We start from the raw sequence: 19,170 nt of genomic DNA, 5'->3' as shown, positions 1-19,170 counted from the left end.
TTATTACCTCCATGTAATTTTTTTCGAGAGCTTATCTGTTAAGTCCATTTGGATGAGAAGCTCTTCCTTAGAATTTCCGATTTCTAAGGCATGTTTATAGTAGTAACGCAGAGCACCTTTTGGCTCTCTAACTTTACTACCATATGTAACACCAGTTATGGCAATAATCATGAAATCTCCTTCTATTGATGCTCACCATAACAATGAGTATTGTGTTACCTACTATAGACAGACCTACCACATATTTTAGTTTGTGGAAATTATTAATTTCACAAATTCGACACATTTAACAAGCATATAAGGATGATAAAATTTAACCAACTGCGTTTTATGGAATATTAAGTAAAATGAAAATAATATATTACGAAAACAGGAGGAGAAACATGATTAGTGTAAAACCGTGTGGAAACAACACTTTTTCGTATACACTAGAATCACTCGATAAAGTAACAGAGAAAAGAAAAAGGATTTTAAGAGAAGGATTCACTTCAAAAGAAGAACAATGAAAGTTGCGAAAGCAAAAGAATTGCAGCTCCACGGATTTTCAAACGATGAAAAATAAACATCAAAAAAGCCCCTATTCTCTATGGTCAGGGGCTTTACTTTTTTCATTTTTTCAATGCTTTTTGAAGAGCTGCTTTTGTTTTCGATCCGTTCCATCTCTTATGTGGCACAACGTTGGCCAATGAAATGCCTTGCTCTGTCATCAGCTGGACGAATTAGCATTGTGCGTTCTCTCAACTACCTTTTCAAATTTAAATACATGGTGGGAGCGATTCGTAAAAAGGCACAATATAAGAAAATTCATTTGCATGATATGCATCATACTCATGCTGCTATGCTAATAAATCAAATCGGCAAAATACCTGGGTTTAATATCAAATCTGTCTCTCAGCGTTTAGGTCATGCGGAAGCTATAACAAACTTATTGCAAATTCGATAATTGGTCCCTAATTTGTCCCCAAGCAATTAAAAAAGGACATAAAAAAAAGCCTTCTCATCATCGAGAAACCTTGTCAGATCAACATTTAGAGGAAAGCTTCCAAGCGGGCTCGAACCGCTGACCTCTTCCTTACCATGGAAGTGCTCTACCTACTGAGCTATGGAAGCATGGCTCCGCAGGTAGGACTCGAACCTACGACCGATCGGTTAACAGCCGATAGCTCTACCACTGAGCTACTGCGGAATGATAAAGTAACTTCTTCCATTGGAAGGATATAAACAAAAAGCTTGGCGGCGTCCTACTCTCACAGGGGGAGACCCCCAACTACCATCGGCGCTGAAGAGCTTAACTTCCGTGTTCGGTATGGGAACGGGTGTGACCTCTTCGCTATCGCCACCAAACCTGATGGAGAGAATGTTCTCTCAAAACTAGATAACAATGTTCAAACTTCACATTAGAATATAGGTTAAGTCCTCGATCTATTAGTATCTGTCAGCTCCACGTGTCACCACGCTTCCACCTCAGACCTATCAACCTGATCATCTTTCAGGGATCTTACTTCCTTGCGGAATGGGAAATCTCATCTTGAGGGGGGCTTCATGCTTAGATGCTTTCAGCACTTATCCCGTCCGCACATAGCTACCCAGCGATGCCCTTGGCAGAACAACTGGTACACCAGCGGTGCGTCCATCCCGGTCCTCTCGTACTAAGGACAGCTCCTCTCAAATTTCCTGCGCCCGCGACGGATAGGGACCGAACTGTCTCACGACGTTCTGAACCCAGCTCGCGTACCGCTTTAATGGGCGAACAGCCCAACCCTTGGGACCGACTACAGCCCCAGGATGCGATGAGCCGACATCGAGGTGCCAAACCTCCCCGTCGATGTGGACTCTTGGGGGAGATAAGCCTGTTATCCCCGGGGTAGCTTTTATCCGTTGAGCGATGGCCCTTCCATGCGGAACCACCGGATCACTAAGCCCGACTTTCGTCCCTGCTCGACTTGTAGGTCTCGCAGTCAAGCTCCCTTGTGCCTTTACACTCTGCGAATGATTTCCAACCATTCTGAGGGAACCTTTGGGCGCCTCCGTTACATTTTAGGAGGCGACCGCCCCAGTCAAACTGCCCACCTGACACTGTCTCCCTGCCCGATAAGGGCAGCGGGTTAGAAGGTCAATACAGCCAGGGTAGTATCCCACCGATGCCTCCACCGAAGCTAGCGCTCCGGTTTCCAAGGCTCCTACCTATCCTGTACAAGCTGTACCAACATTCAATATCAGGCTGCAGTAAAGCTCCACGGGGTCTTTCCGTCCTGTCGCGGGTAACCTGCATCTTCACAGGTACTATAATTTCACCGAGTCTCTCGTTGAGACAGTGCCCAGATCGTTGCGCCTTTCGTGCGGGTCGGAACTTACCCGACAAGGAATTTCGCTACCTTAGGACCGTTATAGTTACGGCCGCCGTTTACTGGGGCTTCAATTCGCACCTTCGCTTACGCTAAGCGCTCCTCTTAACCTTCCAGCACCGGGCAGGCGTCAGCCCCTATACTTCGCCTTACGGCTTCGCAGAGACCTGTGTTTTTGCTAAACAGTCGCCTGGGCCTATTCACTGCGGCTTCTCGGGGCTTTAACACCCTAAGAAGCACCCCTTCTCCCGAAGTTACGGGGTCATTTTGCCGAGTTCCTTAACGAGAGTTCTCTCGATCACCTTAGGATTCTCTCCTCGCCTACCTGTGTCGGTTTGCGGTACGGGCACCTCTCACCTCGCTAGAGGCTTTTCTTGGCAGTGTGGAATCAGGAACTTCGCTACTAAATTTCGCTCGCCATCACAGCTCAGCCTTTATGGGAAACGGATTTGCCTATTTCCCAGCCTAACTGCTTGGACGCGGATATCCAATACCGCGCTTACCCTATCCTCCTGCGTCCCCCCATTGCTCAAATGGTGAGGAGGTGGTACAGGAATATCAACCTGTTGTCCATCGCCTACGCCTTTCGGCCTCGGCTTAGGTCCCGACTAACCCTGAGCGGACGAGCCTTCCTCAGGAAACCTTAGGCATTCGGTGGACGGGATTCTCACCCGTCTTTCGCTACTCATACCGGCATTCTCACTTCTAAGCGCTCCACCAGTCCTTCCGGTCTGACTTCACAGCACTTAGAACGCTCTCCTACCACTGTTCGTAAGAACAGTCCGCAGCTTCGGTGATACGTTTAGCCCCGGTACATTTTCGGCGCAGAGTCACTCGACCAGTGAGCTATTACGCACTCTTTAAATGGTGGCTGCTTCTAAGCCAACATCCTGGTTGTCTAAGCAACTCCACATCCTTTTCCACTTAACGTATACTTTGGGACCTTAGCTGGCGGTCTGGGCTGTTTCCCTTTCGACTACGGATCTTATCACTCGCAGTCTGACTCCCAAGGATAAGTCATCGGCATTCGGAGTTTGACTGAATTCGGTAACCCGGTAGGGGCCCCTAGTCCAATCAGTGCTCTACCTCCGAGACTCTTACCTTGAGGCTAGCCCTAAAGCTATTTCGGAGAGAACCAGCTATCTCCAGGTTCGATTGGCATTTCACCCCTACCCACACCTCATCCCCGCACTTTTCAACGTGCGTGGGTTCGGGCCTCCATTCAGTGTTACCTGAACTTCACCCTGGACATGGGTAGATCACCTGGTTTCGGGTCTACGACCACGTACTCATGCGCCCTATTCAGACTCGCTTTCGCTGCGGCTCCGCATCTTCTGCTTAACCTTGCACGGGATCGTAACTCGCCGGTTCATTCTACAAAAGGCACGCCATCACCCTTTAACGGGCTCTGACTACTTGTAGGCACACGGTTTCAGGATCTATTTCACTCCCCTTCCGGGGTGCTTTTCACCTTTCCCTCACGGTACTGGTTCACTATCGGTCACTAGGGAGTATTTAGCCTTGGGAGATGGTCCTCCCGGATTCCGACGGAATTTCACGTGTTCCGCCGTACTCAGGATCCACTCTGGAGAGAACAACATTTCAGTTACAGGGCTGTTACCTTCTTTGGCGGGCCTTTCCAGACCTCTTCGCTTATATCGTTCCTTTGTAACTCCGTATAGAGTGTCCTACAACCCCAAGAGGCAAGCCTCTTGGTTTGGGCTGTTCCCGTTTCGCTCGCCGCTACTCAGGGAATCGCATTTGCTTTCTCTTCCTCCGGGTACTTAGATGTTTCAGTTCCCCGGGTATGCCTTCTCATACTCTATGTATTCAAGTATGGATACTACTCCATTACGAGCAGTGGGTTTCCCCATTCGGAAATCTCCGGATCAAAGCTTGCTTACAGCTCCCCGAAGCATATCGGTGTTCGTCCCGTCCTTCATCGGCTCCTAGTGCCAAGGCATCCACCGTGCGCCCTTTCTAACTTAACCATTTCTTACTTTAGAAAGAATCACTATGTGTGATGAACTTTGCATTGCATTCAATGTGAATGTATTACTTATTGTTATCTAGTTTTCAAAGAACAATCCTGTCTCGCTAGAGACATGTCTTGAAGGAATGATCCTTCAAAACTAAACAAGACGAAAACGCACGCTGCTCCATATATCCTTAGAAAGGAGGTGATCCAGCCGCACCTTCCGATACGGCTACCTTGTTACGACTTCACCCCAATCATCTGCCCCACCTTCGGCGGCTGGCTCCATAAAGGTTACCTCACCGACTTCGGGTGTTGCAAACTCTCGTGGTGTGACGGGCGGTGTGTACAAGGCCCGGGAACGTATTCACCGCGGCATGCTGATCCGCGATTACTAGCGATTCCAGCTTCACGCAGTCGAGTTGCAGACTGCGATCCGAACTGAGAACAGATTTATGGGATTGGCTAAACCTTGCGGTCTCGCAGCCCTTTGTTCTGTCCATTGTAGCACGTGTGTAGCCCAGGTCATAAGGGGCATGATGATTTGACGTCATCCCCACCTTCCTCCGGTTTGTCACCGGCAGTCACCTTAGAGTGCCCAACTAAATGCTGGCAACTAAGATCAAGGGTTGCGCTCGTTGCGGGACTTAACCCAACATCTCACGACACGAGCTGACGACAACCATGCACCACCTGTCACTCTGTCCCCGAAGGGAAAGCCCTATCTCTAGGGTTGTCAGAGGATGTCAAGACCTGGTAAGGTTCTTCGCGTTGCTTCGAATTAAACCACATGCTCCACCGCTTGTGCGGGCCCCCGTCAATTCCTTTGAGTTTCAGTCTTGCGACCGTACTCCCCAGGCGGAGTGCTTAATGCGTTAGCTGCAGCACTAAGGGGCGGAAACCCCCTAACACTTAGCACTCATCGTTTACGGCGTGGACTACCAGGGTATCTAATCCTGTTCGCTCCCCACGCTTTCGCTCCTCAGCGTCAGTTACAGACCAGAGAGTCGCCTTCGCCACTGGTGTTCCTCCACATCTCTACGCATTTCACCGCTACACGTGGAATTCCACTCTCCTCTTCTGCACTCAAGTTTCCCAGTTTCCAATGACCCTCCCCGGTTGAGCCGGGGGCTTTCACATCAGACTTAAGAAACCGCCTGCGAGCCCTTTACGCCCAATAATTCCGGACAACGCTTGCCACCTACGTATTACCGCGGCTGCTGGCACGTAGTTAGCCGTGGCTTTCTGGTTAGGTACCGTCAAGGTGCGAGCAGTTACTCTCGCACTTGTTCTTCCCTAACAACAGAGCTTTACGATCCGAAAACCTTCATCACTCACGCGGCGTTGCTCCGTCAGACTTTCGTCCATTGCGGAAGATTCCCTACTGCTGCCTCCCGTAGGAGTCTGGGCCGTGTCTCAGTCCCAGTGTGGCCGATCACCCTCTCAGGTCGGCTACGCATCGTCGCCTTGGTGAGCCATTACCCCACCAACTAGCTAATGCGCCGCGGGTCCATCTGTAAGTGACAGCCGAAACCGTCTTTCATCCTTGAACCATGCGGTTCAAGGAACTATCCGGTATTAGCTCCGGTTTCCCGGAGTTATCCCAGTCTTACAGGCAGGTTACCCACGTGTTACTCACCCGTCCGCCGCTAACATCCGGGAGCAAGCTCCCTTCTGTTCGCTCGACTTGCATGTATTAGGCACGCCGCCAGCGTTCGTCCTGAGCCAGGATCAAACTCTCCGAAAAAGTACAAAACCGAAGTTTTGTTTTTCGTCAGTGTTTGACTGACTACCTATGATATAACATAGGATTTTTTATAAAAACTCGAATTAACAGGTACGTTTTGTCTTGTTTAGTTTTCAAAGATCATCTTCGCCGTTCTTAGCGGCTTTAATAATATAACATTTCGCTTCATCTTATGTCAATAACTTTTTTCAAGTTTATTTCCCGAAGCGTTTTATGTTTGTCACTGTGTGTCAGCGACGATTAATAATATATCACGAAAACTTTCTATTGGTCAACGCCTTTTCAAAACTTTTTTTGAAATAGTTTTATCGTGCATCTCAAACCCTTGTCCTGCATACAATCAAGTAACAATCTCGGACAAGGCAGGAGTGTTTGAATTGAGTCGATTATATGTGTTGCCTATTAAACGGCTGAAGCAAGTTGTCATTATTCTTGTAGCAGCCCTTGCAGCTGCAACCTTTTTTTATGTACAAAAGGCACCGCCGCTGTCGGTATTTAAAACAGAACACGGACCCCGAGCCATTTATAAAGGCGAGACTTCCTCAAAACAGGTCTCCCTTACTTTTAATATCGGCTGGGGAGATGAGAAGGCAGTTCCTATTTTAAATGTCCTTCGAGAGTACGATATAAAGAACGCTACTTTCTTTCTGTCTGCTTCTTGGGCTGAGCGTCATCCTGATATCGTCAAACAAATTAGAGAGGACGGTCACCAAATCGGCAGCCTTGGCTATGCTTATAAAAATTATAGCCAGCTTGAAGATAGTGAAATCAAGCAAGATCTTGTCCGGGCACAAAATTCATTTCAAAAGCTTGGACTAGATGACATTCAACTATTAAGACCGCCAACTGGGCAATTTAACGAAAAAGCTTTAAAAATTGCCACACAGTACGGTTATACCGTTGTCCATTACAGCGTCAATTCACAGGATTGGCTGAATCCAGGCGTCGATCAGATTGTTCAGAATGTAAATGATCGAATGAAAAGCGGAGACATTGTTCTCCTCCATGCCTCAGATTCAGCAACCCAAACCGCTCAAGCCTTACCAGCTATTTTGAAACAAATCAAAGAAAAGAATTTAAAGAATGTGACGGTTGGCGAACTGATCTCCAATACCAAAACAAGGTCATCGGAAGTTAAGTAGCTTTTGCCTTTGAAAACCGCGGCATAGCTAATAACTGAAACGCATTACAGCCTAATAGCGGGAATAGCATTAAATACAGCCAGTCCTCTTCATTGACTCTGAGCGCCGGGAACCATTCTAGCGACGTGATGACGACCATGAGAAACATTGCGGAAACAAATGTTTTCTTAGAGGACTGCTGCTGTTTAAAGTACGCCACGATCAATGCGAACACACCGATAAAGACAGGCAGCCATAGGTATGGAAGAAATGATTCATTCTCCCCGAAAAACAAAAATCGCAAGTAAGCTAAATCAAACAGCACAAAGATCACCAGAAACAGCTGAATGGTATTCCATAAAGAATGTGACCGGAATATCTCTAGCGCAAACCGGTGCACCGTCAAAAAGACAACAAACCCCATCTGACTAATGACACTAAAAATCATCCCCACACCAATGAACCAAAATAACACAGATACGATTTCTAGTATTTCAAACGATATAAAAAGCTTCTGATATTTCCCCCACTCCAGCGCAAAGCCTACCACGCTTGTAATGACCGCTCCAACAGCTAGCACAGAGAAGAAGAAACGAACTAAATCCCGACTTTTCATTGAATTGACCCAACCCCTATTTTTGTTATGTATAAATTCACGTGAAATATTCATATTAAAAGTAAGACATGTAACGAAAGGAGCCACAGTATGTCAAAAGGCATCTTGCGTATAATGAGCTGTTTTCTCCTTTTATCTCTAACAGCTTGTGCTCCCAAAACCCAATCCTCATCTAATATGGACTATGACGAAACAAAGAAAATGGTCGTCGATATATTGAAGACAGATGACGGTAAAAAGGCCATTCAACAGTTATTAAATGACGAGGCAATGAATGAAGCTTTGGTAATGGATGAACAAACTGTGAAAAAAACGATAGAGAAAACACTGACTTCTGATAAAGGCAAAGAGTTCTGGAAGAAGGTCTTTGAGGATTCTAAATTTGCCGAGACTTTCGCAAAATCCATGCAGCAACAGCATGAAAAGATGTTAAAACAGTTAATGAAGGACCCTGACTATCAGCAATTGATGATGGATATTCTCAAGGATCCTGAAATGGAAAAGAAATACGGTGAACTGGTGAAAAGCAAAGAGTTCAGAAAGCATTTAGAAAAAGTTATTACGGAAACATTAAGCAGTCCTCTTTATAAGAAGAAATTCGAAGATGAGCTTAAAAAAGCAGCATCTGAAAGCAGTGATTCCGGATCAAAAGGCAGCGAAGAAAGCGGCAGTTAAACATCACCCGAGTGGACATACATCCACTCGGGCTTTCATTATGCTTTTACTGCTAATTGTTCAATGACTTTATTCGCAATGTGTTGATACACTTCTCCTGTCGGATGACTCGCATCATAGACGGATGGAGCAAAATCCTCTTCATTCCAATCAGGCTGTCTTAAAGGAATTTGACCAAGGACCGATACTCGCAGCTCTTCTGCCAGCTTGTCCCCGCCCCCTTTTCCAAAGACATATTCTTTCTCACCTGTTTTTTTGCTTTCATAATAGCTCATATTCTCAACGACCCCTAGCACTTCGTGATCTGTTTGCAGTGCCATTGCGCCTGCTCTAGCAGCAACGAAGGCAGCTGTAGGATGCGGTGTTGTGACAATGATTTCTTTACAGCTTGGAAGCATTGTATGAATATCAAGCGCCACATCTCCCGTTCCAGGCGGAAGGTCTAATAGTAAGTAATCTAATTCTCCCCACTCGACTTCGTGGAAGAAGTTATTTAGCATTTTACCAAGCATCGGTCCTCTCCATATGACCGGTGCATTTTCTTCAACAAAAAAGCCCATTGAAATCACTTTGACACCAAAGCGTTCCACAGGAATAATTTTTTCCCCTTTAACCGTTGGTCTGACGGTGATTCCCATCATATCCGGTACACTAAAGCCATAAATATCTGCATCAATCAGTCCGACTTTTTTCCCTAGACGAGCCAGCGCTACAGCAAGGTTAACAGACACGGTGGATTTCCCAACGCCGCCCTTTCCGCTCGCTATCGCTAAGAACTCAGGCGGATTTTTAGAATTGAGCAGGTTTTCTTCCTCATCTTGTGAAGGCATAAACCTTTCAAGTGTTTCCTGAGGCAGTTCTTCAAAACGAAGTCCTACTGTGTTAGCACCCTCTGCTTTCAAGGCTTGTACGATGTCTTGCTGCAGCTTCATCTGCTCAGCAGTACCCGTTTTGGCAATAGCCACCTTTAAGCTCACATGCTCTTTTTCAGGCTTTAGGCTGATTTCCTTGATGGCATCCAGCTCACCAAGCGGTATATGAAGGAAAGGTTCGTCCATCTTCCCAACTAGTTTTCTCACATCATCTTGTCCGATCATAGCAGAACCTCACCCTTTATTGAATTCGTTTACAATCCAAGTATATCATACATATCCTTACAATGTCTGTCCTGTTTGCCTGCGTTCAAAAGGAAAAAGCCCCTTATTCAGGCGGCTCTTTTTGCTCTGTTAAATATCTTAAAATGCCTTTATAAATGGAGGCGGCTATTTGATCTTGATATTTAGGTGTTGCCAGCTGACCGGCCTCTTTCGGATTGGAGAGAAACCCAATCTCCACAAGAGCTCCTGGCTTTGTCACATTTTGCATTAAATAAATGCCATTGATCCGCTTCGCCTTTCGATCTGTGTTTTCAAGATTATTGCGTAATTCATCTTGTATGAACTTCGCTGCCTTTTCATTCTCTTCATACTTTCCGTAAAAAAACGTCTGCGCGCCGCTCCATTTGTTCGATGGGATCGCATTTAAATGAATACTTAAATAGAGATCCGCTTCAGACTCATTGATGACTTTTACGCGGTTTCTTAAATCTTCCGCTTTCTTCCGGGCATATCCCTTTGTGTTCTTTGATGATAAATCAGAATCATCCTCGCGGGTCATGAGAACAAGCGCTCCCTGCTCCTGCAAATAGTCACGTATCTTCATGGATACATCCAGTGCAATCTCTTTTTCAAGCAGCTCTCCTCCTACAGCCCCGCCATCTGGACCGCCATGACCCGGATCTAAATAGATGATCTTGCCGCTCAGAGGCAAGTTCCACGATTTCCACGAATCATCATTTAGAAATTGAAACCTGAATAAGAATAAGAGGACAATAAACCCGATTAAAAACCCTGTCCATTTCAGCTTTCTTTTCATCCCTGTCCCTCCCATACACCATTATTTTATAGATATGGGACAAGGACTGGAAATATGCTTAATGCAGCCGAAGCTTATGCCTTTTTTCTGATTCTCGAAAGCCTTCCTGCCACCACACGCTTAAAAAATCCTTCGCAAATGGATACAGACACGACATCTTCCGCTCCATTCGGAACATATTTCCCCACGATTGCAAACACCCTACTAGCTCCTCAACCAGCTCATCTTCTTCATGAACTGACCGCTTCTTTATATCATCGAACGATTCACCGTATTTGCTCGACTCACCGTATCTCCCACCTGCTAAAAAAGCTTCAATGGCGAAATCGATGCAGCCATCACTCATAATCCCAGCTGGATCATCTGCAAATGGGAACAGCTTCTTCGTGAATTTCTCGGAAGCGACCGTCACCTGTTGAAGAGACAATGTACGCAACAGCTTCTTTTCAAGCGTGACATCTCGTTTTGTTTTCAATTGATAAAATGAAAGAACCTCTGCCATGGACTGAACTCCTTTTTTCTTTGTATTGTTCGTTGGTTTGAACAAAACATGCAGTTCAGTAAATGGAAATCAATGAGCTAATGGATTGGAAAATTGTGATAAGATGAACACTTATATATAGAAAGAATGGAAAAGGGGCAAAATTCATGAAGAAGTGGATGTATATCCTACTGCTACTAACAGTCGTCTTATCTGGATGCAGCAGTCACGCGACCGAGCAGAAGAGCGATATAAAAGGAATAGAAGACATATCATTAAAACAGCTTTCTAAGCACAAAAATTCTTATATTGGAGACAACGGAGCAATTGGCGCTATTTTATCAGATCTTCCAGGTAACGTGATTCGTGAGTATGAAATCGTAGATGAAAAAGAGCTAAAAGTGACATATGGCGTGAAAGAAAATGCCAATGATACAGAAGAACAATTTGATACATTTTGGTTTGACAAGAAGGATACCATTGAAAAAAACTACTTATATAACGCATTGGCACTTTTTATTCTTATCGATAATGCTGAGCAAGTGACACTCAAGATGAACTCTAACGACAAACAATCCGTCACGTTTAAAAGACAAGAGCTAGAAAAAAAGCTGCCTCACTCATTTAAAGAGTACCAAGACGATGTAGCGCTTTGGCAGAAGGAACTGGTTGTTGGAGTTGTGAAGTCAAAAGAGAAACGCCAAGATGTATACAAAGTGTTTCCAATGCAGAAATAATAAAACAGAGGGGTATCTCCCTCTGTTTTTTTGATGATTATGTAGTAAAAGCCTTAATTAAACGTTGTCTAAAGTTTTGATCCACTGCTGCAGTAAGCATAAATTCATTGAATACTTCCTCAATCCAGTGAGAATTGTTCGCTTTCGGATCATTGATAAAAAGAGAGATGGATATAGAGGATGTTTCTGTTCTTCGATATAAAGCAGCTGTGAAAACAAACAATGTTGCTCCGCCTTTATACCAAAGGTATTGATCTGTTTCCGCCTTGAATGTTTCTCCCAGCACAATTTGGCTAAAAAGACGCTTTTCTTCTGTTGTTAACAACTCATCCTGCAGACGTTTCATAAAATGTGCATATTGATTAGTTGTAGACCTTGTCATTTTTTGCGTCAGTAATGATTGAATACGCAAGCTTAACAAGTTCTTTTTCATTATTTTATCTTCTAACGCCTTTTTATGCTCTGAGTCATTTTTCATGATATTAAAAATCTCACTCATCAGAGATTTGTATTGTTCATCTGTTACACCGCTCATTTGCTTGAATGCATCCCGCTCATGATCAGATACATAAGCTGGCCACAACACCTTAGGTGTCAGTGGCATGACTTCACCATGTTCTGTAAGGTCCGCTTGTTTCATTCGATCATTGATCTTATCTAAGCCGAGGCGTTCAATCAAATAATCAGTACAAGCATTCGAACTGACTTGCATCATCCCTTTGGCAACATCTAATAAAGTTGCATGCTCAGAAAAATCGTTGACCTCCAGCCAGTATGTGTGAGCACCGCCATCTGTTCTATCAATATAAAACCGCTCTATGTCCGCCAATGCCACTTTTTCATCTAGCTTGATGTCACCGCTAGAGACGGTTTTAACAAAATGAAACAAAACCATTAATTTCACCGTACTTGCAAGTGGTGTTTTTTGATCACCATTCCAATCTAATCTCACATCTTCATTTTCAATAATTGTCACTGATACGTCCTTTTTGTTTTTCGTGACAAATGTCAAAAGATCTTCCTTTGTTTTATTCAAATGTTTCTCCTTTCCCAACCACTATAGATTCTCATCTTCAATATAACAAATATTTGAAATAAAGGCACAAAAAACAAAGGATTGTGAATACCTTTGCTTCTCTGTGTGTTTATTGACGATGAACTTGCAGCTTCATCCCATCATGCGTAGCTTCAAAGCCCAACTTTTCGTAAAAACGGCGTGCATCTGGTCTCTGTTTGTCTGTTGTTAGCTGAACGATATGACACCCGCGGTCGATGGCGCGTTGAATCGCCCATTTTATGAGCAGCGTGCCAATTCCTTTCCCTCTATGAGACGAGGCCGTACGAACTCCTTCTATTGAAGCTCTCCATCCTCCTTGATGTGTAAGAAATGGCGTCATGGTCAATTGGAGAACACCTACAGCTTCTTCCTGATCACACGCAACAATGAGTTCAATATTTGGATCAGCATCTATTGAATGAAAGGCTTCGATATAGCTTTCTAACAATGGTTGCGTGTAACGCTCTCTTTTTTGACCTAACATATCATCCGCGAGCATGAAGACGATTTTATCGAGATCATCCAGCTTGGCTTCTCTGAACGTCAGTTGACTTAACCCCATTGAACACACCTCCTATGAAATTATTGACCAAAATACCATTGATGTGCGTTCTTATATAAGATATGATCAGCTGCTTTTTCATCAAAGAGCTGCTGAATCAACCCAACATCACCGTATTCAAATGGACGCTTCGCCCTTGTGGATGGAAGGTCTGTACCAAACATCAGTGCATCAGGATTCGTTTGATAAATGGATGTCAATGCATGTTCAACGTTTAAATCGACTCGTCCAAAACCAGTTGCTTTTACCCGAACTCCTTTATCAACCAGCTTGAGCAAATGCGGCAAGCCTTCTTCTGATAAGCCTAAATGATCAATCGAAACGGCCGGCAGCTGTTCAAGCGTAGATGAGATGTCAGGGAGATGCTTAGCGTCTATGTAGAGCTCACTATGCCAGCCCGCCAGCTCATACACCCTTCTCGCAAAATAATCGAGCTTCGAAATATCCTCCGAACCGCCACGCTTCACATTAAAACGTAAAGCCTTCACCCCATGTTGATCCAAATGAACAATCTCATCATCAGTTGCCGTAAAAGGTAATTGAGTCACGCCGCAAAAATCTGGCCCCAGTTCATCTAGCGCTTTCAACAAATAGCCTTGATCAAAGCCTTGAAATGACCCTGAGACGATGGCTCCACCTAAAATCCCTAGATCAGCCGTCTCTCTCCTATAATCATTCACCACATAACTAGGGGGTGTATACCCTTGGTTTTCTTGAATGGGAAAATCAAAATCAATGATATGAAAATGTGCATCAAAGATCCTCATGCTTGGCGCCCCTCTTCTGCTTATTTGATCTGATTATATCAATAGCGAAAGCCAAGGGATATTTGGAATGACGAATTACTTCATATCATGAAAACTTATCAAGTTTTCCATTCCTCACTTAAGATGGCATAGTAAAACTCATCCCACCACTCATTTCCTTGTGGGATACATTTTTCAAAATATCCTTCTCTTCTCATCCCCATTTTCTCCATCACTCTCCACGATGGCACATTTTCAGGCTGACAAGTGGCAATGATCCGATGTAAATTCATTGTGTGAAAGCCATGATGCAGTACAGCATAGGCTGCTTCAGATGCATAGCCTTTGTTTTGATATACAGGATTGAAGACCCAGCCAATTTCATACGTGTGATCACCAAAGTAAGGATGAAATGCGATATGCCCGATGCATGTATGATCTTCTTTTAATAGGACAGCGACATACTTAGCATCTTCATGACGATTATTTTTGACAAATTCCTTCGCATCTACTTTAGAAAATACATCTTCCGGAATATACTTCATCACTACCGGATCAGATGTATAAGCATAGACATCCTGCCAATCATCATCAGCAAATGGACGAATGAGACATCTTTCTGTCGTTAGATTCATAGGACAACCTCCATCTTTTTTAACAAAAAACTTCTATACTCATATTTTATACGTATTCAAGAGGAAGAGACCAGTTATGATCTATCACATAAAAAGCACAAAAAAAAGCACCAGCACGAAGCTGATGCTTTTTTTATAAGGTTTGTTTGTAACAAACCTTTGTAAAACGTCCATACAATATAAAATTGATTAACGTTTTGAGAACTGAGGTGCGCGACGTGCGCCTTTAAGACCGTATTTCTTACGCTCTTTCATACGAGGGTCACGAGTAAGAAGTCCAGCACGTTTAAGTGATGTACGGTACTCAGGATCTACTTCTAGAAGAGCACGAGAGATACCGTGACGAATTGCTCCAGCTTGACCAGAGAATCCACCACCGTGAACAGTTACAAGAACATCGTAGCTGTTAGCTGTTTCTGTGATGTTCAAAGGCTGTTTCACGTCTTCGATTAAAGCAGCGAATGGAATGTATTCAGTAATTTCACGATTATTAACGACGATACGGCCTTCACCTGGAACTAAGCGAACGCGCGCTACAGAACTTTTACGACGACCTGTACCGTAATATTGAACCTGTGCCAAATTGTTAACCTCCCTTATAATTAACCGCGAAGTTCGTAAACTTCAGGTTGTTGTGCTTGATGTGGATGCTCAGAACCACGGTACACATTTAATTTTTTGAACATTTGACGGCCTAATGGACCCTTTGGAAGCATACCTTTGATAGCAAGCTCCAACATTTTTTCAGGGTAGTTTGTACGCATCTCAAGAGCAGTTCTTTGTTTCAAACCACCTGGGTGCATTGTGTGACGGTAGTAAATTTTGTCCGTCAATTTCTTACCTGTTAATTCGATTTTCTCAGCATTGATGATGATGACGTGATCACCTGTATCAACGTGTGGTGTATAAGTTGGTTTGTGCTTACCGCGCAAAAGTGATGCTACTTCAGTAGAAAGACGACCTAGAGTCTTGCCTGCCGCATCAACAACTAGCCATTTGCGCTCAATTGTGCTTGCGTTCGCCATTGGTGTTGTACGCATGAGTTTCCCTCCTAAATAAATCAATGATTTTTCCTTGAATCAAATGCTACGTTCTATTTCAAAACACAAGATAAGTCTTCCGGGGCTTATTTGTGGGGTTGAAATACATACCATATGATATCTTATAACTTTCTGCTTCCTGTGTCAAGAACATGTTACACCTGGTTTAGTTGTCATAGAAAACTTCCCATAAATACAGTCCGTGACTAGGCGCAGTCTTGCCTGCCGCTTCGCGATTTCGGGCGGCAAGCATGGCTTTTATCTCCTCAGGGTGAAATTTACCAGATCCGATTTCAAGTAACGTTCCAGCGATAATTCGCACCATGTTGTATAAAAACCCATTTCCTCTCACACGCATTTCAAGCCCGTCTGAGACGTTTTTCCACTCGAGGGTGTAAATCTCCCTCACCTTGTCCTGGACCTCTGTATTGGCCGCACAAAAGCTTGTGAAGTCGTGTGTGCCAATGAGGTGCCCAGCAGCTTCTCTCATTTTGTCTGCATCCAGCCGGTAAGGAAAGTGGCAGGCATACTGTCTCGTGAACACATTTTGGTGCGTTTCCGTTGAGACCTTATAACGGTACTCCTTCGAAACGACACTAAAACGTGCATGAAACGACTCATCCACTTCCTCAGCCTTTAGAACCCGGATGTCATCCGGCAGGAGACTGTTGAGGGCAAAAGGCCATCTTTCCATCGGAATCGAGAGCGGCGTGTCGAAATGGATGACCTGCCCCTTCGCATGGACGCCACTGTCCGTCCGGCCAGAAGCCACAATCGGAATCAGTTCATCCTGTTTATGCATTCTTGCAAGAGCAGACTCGATCTCCGTCTGAACAGTCCGCTGCCCAGGCTGCACCTGATAGCCTTTAAAATGTGTCCCATCGTAGGATACGGTACATTTGACCTTCATCTAGGAATCACCTAATTTCTCAGAAATACAAGGAGTGCTGTTAACAGGATGAATAGGAGCAGTGTGAACGTGTCTTTCATGCCCCAGACAAGCTGACGGTATTTCGTCCGCCCTTCTCCTCCGCGGTAGCCTCTCGCTTCCATAGCGGTCGCCAGTTCCTCTGCACGCTTAAACGCACTGACGAAAAGCGGGACAAGTAAAGGAACGATGGCTTTCATGCGATCTTTAAGAGGTCCGCTTGTAAAATCAACACCTCTTGCCATTTGCGCCTTCATGATTTTGTCCGTCTCTTCTAGTAAAGTTGGAATGAACCGAAGAGAGATGGACATCATGAGAGCAAGCTCATGAACGGGCAGTTTGATTTTACGGAATGGGTGAAGCAGCTTTTCCATACCGTCTGTCACTTCTATAGGCGTTGTGGTTAACGTCAGAAGTGTCGTCATCATGATGAGATAGACAAAACGGAGAGAAATGAAAATCCCCTGCTTTAGACCTTCTTCATAAATATTTAAAAAACCAAAGTGAAATAGCAAGGCGCCATCCTTTGTCATGAAGATATGCAGTATGAAGGTAAACAGGACAATCCATAGGATCGGCTTCATTCCTTTGAGAATAAAGTATAGCGGCACCTGAGAAACCATCACCACAAGGAGGGTAAAGACACCTAAAAGCCCGTAAGTGATGTAATTATTAGCAAAAAAGACAATAAAGACAAAAAAGAAAATTGATAACAGCTTTGTCCTTGGATCAAGACGATGGACAAAGGATGAACCTGGCACATATTTGCCGATAATCATACTATCCATCATGATGTCGTGTCCTCCTGATAAAGAGCTGTTAAGGCTTCTGCCATTTCATCCATGGTCAGAAGCGGCCTTGGAAACGTAATGCCTAGCTTTTTTTCTACAGTCTGCTGGAATTTAATCGTTTCTGGGAGGTCGAGACCAAACGAAGACATGTCTGTACGATTGGCAAACAATTCTCTCGGCGTACCTGTCGCCTTCACCGTTCCTTTATGCATCACAATCATTTGATCCGCATAATGAGCGGCGTCCTCCATACTGTGTGTAACCAGAATCGTGGTGAGGTTTGCCTTTTGATGAAGCTCATAGAACATGTCCATGATTTCCTTACGTCCGCGTGGATCTAATCCTGCAGTCGGCTCATCCAGCACAAGCACTTCTGGCTCCATCGCTAGAACACCTGCAATCGCCACACGTCTCATTTGACCGCCGCTTAGTTCAAAGGGAGATCGAGATAATAAGGATTCAGGAAGACCAACTAGCTTCAGCATTTCCTTCGCCTTTGCTTCTGCCTTCTCCTGAGGAACACCGAAATTCATCGGACCAAAGCAGATATCCTTAAGGATCGTTTCTTCAAAGAGCTGATGCTCAGGAAACTGAAACACGATGCCTACTTTTTTTCGGAGGGACTTTAAATCCTTCTGCTTTTTATTGGCTTGTAAGACAGTATCTCCAAGCGCAATGCTCCCCTTTGTTGGTTTGAGCAATCCATTTAAATGCTGCAGCAACGTGGACTTGCCAGAGCCCGTATGACCAATGACAGCGACATAGCTGCCCTCTTGGATGGAAGCATTGACATCATACAAAGCGAGACGCTCAAACGGCGTTTTCATTTGATAACGATGCTCTAATTCTTTGATCGTAATGTCCATAGCTCTTTCACCAATCCTTCTTGTGTCAAATGGGCATTTGCAAGCGGTACACCTTGCTGCTTCAATTGTTTGCTCAACCGATAGGAGAATGGCAGATCAAGTCCAATTTGAACTAGCTGTTCGTCTAGTTCAAATACTTCCTCTGGTGTTCCCTCGGCAAATTTTTTCCCGCCATTCATGACAATGACCCGGTCTGCCTTGGCGGCCTCGTCTAAATCATGTGTAATGGAAATGACTGTGACCGTCCCTTGTTCCTTCAATAGTCTAACAGTCTCTAACACTTCTTCACGGCCAATCGGATCAAGCATTGATGTTGCTTCATCCAAGATCATGATGTCAGGGCTTGCGGCAAGTACACCTGCAATGGCGACTCTCTGTTTTTGCCCGCCTGATAGATGGTGCGGCTCTTGATCAAGAAACTCCTGCATATTGACCTGTTTGACAGCCCAATCTACACGTTCTATCATCAATTCCCGCTCAACCCCGTTATTTTCTAAACCAAAAGCCACATCATCACGAACCGTTGAGCCAACGAATTGGTTATCTGGGTTTTGAAAGACCATTCCGACCTTTTTGCGAATATCCCAGACACTCTCTTCTTTCAGCTCAATCTCTCCAACCTTGACCGTTCCAGCATCCGGTAAAATGAGCCCATTCAGTACACGGGCAAGTGTGGATTTACCTGAACCGTTATGACCAACAATGGCGAGCCATTCATTTTGATTCACATGCAATGACACTTGATCTAAAGCGGGCTTGTTCGCATCCTTGTGATAACGAAATACAATGTCCTTTACGTCAATTAATGTCTTCCCCATCTCTACCGGACCTCCTCTCAGCTCAACCTCTTCTTTGCTTATTGTTAAAAAGCCGTAGTATCTAAAAAAGGGCATAGATCCAGTTATGAACTGTCCCGCCCTTTCTTAGATACACG

The 19,170-nt window shown here is 44.6% G+C and carries 19 protein-coding genes, 2 tRNA genes and 3 rRNA genes; 4 read left to right on the top strand and 20 right to left on the bottom strand.

Going from position 1 to position 19,170, the window contains the following annotated elements; translation table 11 throughout:
* Window positions 1-3 precede the first annotated feature (3 nt).
* Window positions 4-171: a hypothetical protein gene (locus MHH41_RS01000; protein ID WP_199852798.1), complete on the bottom strand. Its 168-nt coding sequence runs from the start codon at window positions 169-171 to the stop codon at window positions 4-6.
* 212 nt (window positions 172-383) lie between these two features.
* Here MHH41_RS01000 and MHH41_RS00995 point away from each other — a divergent pair, with 212 nt between their 5' ends.
* The gene (locus MHH41_RS00995; protein ID WP_267875493.1) at window positions 384-506 is read left to right on the top strand and encodes a hypothetical protein; all 123 of its coding nucleotides are present in this window, start codon (window positions 384-386) and stop codon (window positions 504-506) included.
* Between the two features lie 531 nt (window positions 507-1,037).
* Here the strand turns inward: MHH41_RS00995 and MHH41_RS00990 are convergent.
* The 5 genes from MHH41_RS00990 to MHH41_RS00970 all read right to left on the bottom strand — a co-directional run bounded on the left by MHH41_RS00990 (window position 1,038) and on the right by MHH41_RS00970 (window position 6,067).
* Window positions 1,038-1,110 (bottom strand) — tRNA-Thr (locus MHH41_RS00990).
* A gap of 1 nt (window position 1,111) precedes the next feature.
* Window positions 1,112-1,186, bottom strand: a tRNA-Asn gene (locus MHH41_RS00985).
* A gap of 42 nt (window positions 1,187-1,228) precedes the next feature.
* Window positions 1,229-1,344 (bottom strand): 5S ribosomal RNA (rrf, locus tag MHH41_RS00980).
* 61 nt (window positions 1,345-1,405) lie between these two features.
* Window positions 1,406-4,336: ribosomal RNA gene (locus tag MHH41_RS00975) — 23S ribosomal RNA — on the bottom strand.
* Window positions 4,337-4,518: 182 nt separating this feature from the next.
* Window positions 4,519-6,067 (bottom strand): 16S ribosomal RNA (locus tag MHH41_RS00970).
* Together the 16S, 23S and 5S rRNA genes with 2 tRNA genes alongside form the textbook arrangement of a ribosomal RNA operon.
* Window positions 6,068-6,444: 377 nt before the next feature.
* On the opposite strand from MHH41_RS00970, the gene pdaB reads away from it, so the two are divergent.
* Window positions 6,445-7,209 carry a polysaccharide deacetylase family sporulation protein PdaB gene (pdaB, locus tag MHH41_RS00965; protein ID WP_253621924.1) on the top strand — a complete coding sequence of 255 codons (765 nt, stop codon included), beginning with the start codon at window positions 6,445-6,447 and terminating at the stop codon, window positions 7,207-7,209.
* Here pdaB and kbaA read toward each other — a convergent pair.
* Complete coding sequence (gene kbaA / locus MHH41_RS00960; RefSeq protein WP_050945809.1) at window positions 7,202-7,804, bottom strand: KinB-signaling pathway activation protein; 603 nt, start codon at window positions 7,802-7,804, stop codon at window positions 7,202-7,204. The two genes, pdaB and kbaA, sit on opposite strands and share 8 nt — an antisense overlap.
* Before the next feature lie 90 nt (window positions 7,805-7,894).
* Between kbaA and gerD the strand changes: the two genes are divergently transcribed.
* Window positions 7,895-8,479, top strand: a complete 585-nt coding sequence (gerD, locus tag MHH41_RS00955) for a spore germination lipoprotein GerD (protein WP_003217144.1) — start codon at window positions 7,895-7,897, stop codon at window positions 8,477-8,479.
* A gap of 38 nt (window positions 8,480-8,517) precedes the next feature.
* On the opposite strand, the gene MHH41_RS00950 is transcribed toward gerD, so the two are convergent.
* The 3 genes from MHH41_RS00950 to MHH41_RS00940 form a co-directional block, all read right to left on the bottom strand.
* The gene (locus tag MHH41_RS00950) at window positions 8,518-9,576 is read right to left on the bottom strand and encodes an Mrp/NBP35 family ATP-binding protein (protein ID WP_226804574.1); all 1,059 of its coding nucleotides are present in this window, start codon (window positions 9,574-9,576) and stop codon (window positions 8,518-8,520) included.
* A 103-nt stretch (window positions 9,577-9,679) separates the two neighbouring features.
* Window positions 9,680-10,393: an N-acetylmuramoyl-L-alanine amidase CwlD gene (gene cwlD, locus MHH41_RS00945; RefSeq protein ID WP_017359175.1), complete on the bottom strand. Its 714-nt coding sequence runs from the start codon at window positions 10,391-10,393 to the stop codon at window positions 9,680-9,682.
* 58 nt (window positions 10,394-10,451) lie between these two features.
* Window positions 10,452-10,895 (bottom strand): DUF2521 family protein, encoded by a 444-nt coding sequence (locus MHH41_RS00940; protein ID WP_309218036.1) that lies wholly within the window; start codon window positions 10,893-10,895, stop codon window positions 10,452-10,454.
* 146 nt (window positions 10,896-11,041) lie between these two features.
* Here MHH41_RS00940 and MHH41_RS00935 point away from each other — a divergent pair, with 146 nt between their 5' ends.
* The gene (locus MHH41_RS00935) at window positions 11,042-11,611 is read left to right on the top strand and encodes a DUF4825 domain-containing protein (protein WP_050945811.1); all 570 of its coding nucleotides are present in this window, start codon (window positions 11,042-11,044) and stop codon (window positions 11,609-11,611) included.
* Between the two features lie 37 nt (window positions 11,612-11,648).
* On the opposite strand, the gene MHH41_RS00930 is transcribed toward MHH41_RS00935, so the two are convergent.
* The 10 genes from MHH41_RS00930 to MHH41_RS00885 all read right to left on the bottom strand — a co-directional run bounded on the left by MHH41_RS00930 (window position 11,649) and on the right by MHH41_RS00885 (window position 19,054).
* Window positions 11,649-12,647, bottom strand: coding sequence for a serine hydrolase (locus tag MHH41_RS00930; protein WP_340865382.1), 999 nt, complete (start codon window positions 12,645-12,647; stop codon window positions 11,649-11,651).
* Between the two features lie 109 nt (window positions 12,648-12,756).
* A complete protein-coding gene (locus MHH41_RS00925) occupies window positions 12,757-13,230 on the bottom strand; it encodes a GNAT family N-acetyltransferase (protein WP_253621926.1) in 474 nt (157 codons plus the stop codon).
* Window positions 13,231-13,250: 20 nt separating this feature from the next.
* The gene (locus tag MHH41_RS00920) at window positions 13,251-13,997 is read right to left on the bottom strand and encodes an amidohydrolase family protein (RefSeq protein ID WP_340865381.1); all 747 of its coding nucleotides are present in this window, start codon (window positions 13,995-13,997) and stop codon (window positions 13,251-13,253) included.
* A 98-nt stretch (window positions 13,998-14,095) separates the two neighbouring features.
* Window positions 14,096-14,611: a GNAT family N-acetyltransferase gene (locus MHH41_RS00915; RefSeq protein WP_212046748.1), complete on the bottom strand. Its 516-nt coding sequence runs from the start codon at window positions 14,609-14,611 to the stop codon at window positions 14,096-14,098.
* A 189-nt stretch (window positions 14,612-14,800) separates the two neighbouring features.
* Window positions 14,801-15,193 carry a 30S ribosomal protein S9 gene (rpsI, locus tag MHH41_RS00910; RefSeq protein WP_003217273.1) on the bottom strand — a complete coding sequence of 131 codons (393 nt, stop codon included), beginning with the start codon at window positions 15,191-15,193 and terminating at the stop codon, window positions 14,801-14,803.
* Between the two features lie 20 nt (window positions 15,194-15,213).
* A complete protein-coding gene (rplM, locus tag MHH41_RS00905; RefSeq protein ID WP_003217042.1) occupies window positions 15,214-15,651 on the bottom strand; it encodes a 50S ribosomal protein L13 in 438 nt (145 codons plus the stop codon).
* 166 nt (window positions 15,652-15,817) lie between these two features.
* The gene (truA, locus tag MHH41_RS00900) at window positions 15,818-16,561 is read right to left on the bottom strand and encodes a tRNA pseudouridine(38-40) synthase TruA (protein WP_003216948.1); all 744 of its coding nucleotides are present in this window, start codon (window positions 16,559-16,561) and stop codon (window positions 15,818-15,820) included.
* Between the two features lie 11 nt (window positions 16,562-16,572).
* Window positions 16,573-17,370: an energy-coupling factor transporter transmembrane component T family protein gene (locus MHH41_RS00895; RefSeq protein WP_003217024.1), complete on the bottom strand. Its 798-nt coding sequence runs from the start codon at window positions 17,368-17,370 to the stop codon at window positions 16,573-16,575.
* Window positions 17,367-18,236: an energy-coupling factor ABC transporter ATP-binding protein gene (locus tag MHH41_RS00890; protein WP_137055634.1), complete on the bottom strand. Its 870-nt coding sequence runs from the start codon at window positions 18,234-18,236 to the stop codon at window positions 17,367-17,369. The genes MHH41_RS00895 and MHH41_RS00890 overlap by 4 nt, the downstream gene beginning before the upstream one ends.
* On the bottom strand, window positions 18,212-19,054 hold the full coding sequence (locus tag MHH41_RS00885) for an energy-coupling factor ABC transporter ATP-binding protein (RefSeq protein ID WP_340865375.1): 843 nt from the start codon (window positions 19,052-19,054) through the stop codon (window positions 18,212-18,214). The genes MHH41_RS00890 and MHH41_RS00885 overlap by 25 nt, the downstream gene beginning before the upstream one ends.
* Window positions 19,055-19,170 lie beyond the last annotated feature (116 nt).

Origin of the sequence: Bacillus sp. FSL K6-1145, from assembly GCF_038003425.1 — a bacterium.
Taxonomy (GTDB): Bacteria; Bacillota; Bacilli; order Bacillales; family Bacillaceae; genus Bacillus; species Bacillus pumilus.
Note: the sequence above shows the minus strand (reverse complement) of the source record. Positions and strands in the feature narration are given on the sequence as shown.